The sequence below is a fragment of the Methylobacterium sp. WL116 genome, from assembly GCF_008039455.1.
Lineage (GTDB): Bacteria > Pseudomonadota > Alphaproteobacteria > Rhizobiales > Beijerinckiaceae > Methylobacterium.
This window is the reverse complement of the sequence record NZ_VRUV01000776.1, coordinates 1-1,556: the sequence shown is the minus strand read 5'-3', so window position 1 is coordinate 1,556 and position 1,556 is coordinate 1. Positions and strand designations below refer to the sequence as shown.

2 protein-coding genes are annotated in these 1,556 nt (G+C 73.7%); both read left to right on the top strand.

The genetic code is table 11. The annotated features are described in order from the left end of the window. Positions 1-461 (top strand): chemotaxis protein CheW (locus tag FV223_RS27235; protein WP_147729820.1); only part of this gene is annotated, 461 nt, incomplete at its 5' end. Positions 462-514: 53 nt separating this feature from the next. Beyond that, on the top strand, positions 515-1,556 hold a 1,042-nt coding region (locus FV223_RS27230), incomplete at its 3' end, for a methyl-accepting chemotaxis protein (RefSeq protein ID WP_147729819.1).

The following is a 1,556-nucleotide window of genomic DNA, read 5'->3' as shown; positions in this document are numbered from 1 at the left end:
CGCGCGGCGAGCGCGTTCCGCAGGAGGCGCCACGCCGCGCCGGTGTCGCCGGAATCGGCCAGCATGCGGATCGTGCGCGCCACGTCCTCCGCCGTCTCGCGCGGGTGGTGCCCATGCGATCATGCACGCCCGTGCCGGGCGCGCCGCCCGCGATCCTCGGCCTCGTCGCCCTGTCCGGACGGATCGTCAGCGTCGTCGGCCTCGCCCGCGCGCTCGGCCGCCCGGACGCGGACCGCGTCGAAGGCGGCCACCTCGTCGTCCTTCGCACGGCCGCAACGCCGACCGCGCTCGCCGTCGACCGCGTGCTGGGGCTCGCCCACCTCGCCGAGGCCGCCGCGGCGGAGGGCGGATTCGGCGGCGAAGCGGTTTCGCGCTATGCCGCGGCCGATCCCGGCCCGTCCGGCCTCGGCGACTTCGTCGTCATCGACCTGCCGCAGCTGCTGCGGCGCACCCTGCCTTGAGGCGCGAGACGCGCGCGATCCACGACGCCGCCCGACCCGGAGCATCAGCCGCCTTGTCGATCTCGATCGGAAAACGGATCCTCCTCGGCTTCACGGCCGTGACGGTGGTGCTGATCGCCCTCGGCCTCTACGCGATCGGCCAGATCGGCTCGGTCCGCGACGCCACCGACACCATCGTCGCCCGCGACCTCGCGGTGCTGCGCCAGCTCGACATCCTCGGCAACCAGACGCGCGACCTCGGCATCCTGCGCCGCAACGCGGTGATCGCCACGCTGATGAAGGCGCAAGGGCAGCCCATGCGCGACGAGGACGTCCTCACCACCTGGCGACGCACGGCCGCATCGACCGACGCGCTCTTCGACGACCTGATCCGCGAGGCCGACGCCTACCGCGCCCGCGCCCTCTCGGTGGATCGGACGACGGCCTGGGACCGCCTGCACGGCGTCCTGAGGCAGGCCGTCGCGATCTATCGTCCGTACCGGGATGCGAGCGAGGCGCAGCTCGTGGCCGCGGTCGGCGGCGACGTCACCGGCGTCGAGGCCCGCAACGCCGAGATCGGCCGCGCCTACGAGGCCACCATCGCCGCCGTCGAGCGCACCCGCGTCGCCCTCGACGAGAGCATCGCCGTGGGCCAGCGCGGGATCGGCGCGATCCACGAGCGCTCGCGGCTCTCGATCCTGCTGACGCTGCTCGCCAGCGTCCTCCTGGCGATCCTCGTCACGATCCTGATCAGCCGCGCGGTGGTGCGTCCGCTGGAGAGCGTGATGGCGTTCGCCGAGACGGTCGGCGGCGGCGACCTGTCCCAGACGCTGCAGGTTCGCGGCGGCAACGAGATCGGCCGGCTGTCCCGTGCGCTGAACGGGATGGTCTCTGGGCTTGCGGACTTGGCCCGGACGAACCGTGCGGCGACGTCGGACCTGAACGCGGCGGCGGCCGAGATCCGCGCCTCGGCGCAGGAGCAGGCGGCCTCGGTGGAGGAGCAGTTCGCGGCGGTGCAGGAGACGGCGGCGACGGTGGACGAGATCACCCATTCGGGCGCGCAGATCACGAAGCGGGCCGGCGAGGTGATCGCCACCGCCCAGGCCACGGCCCAGA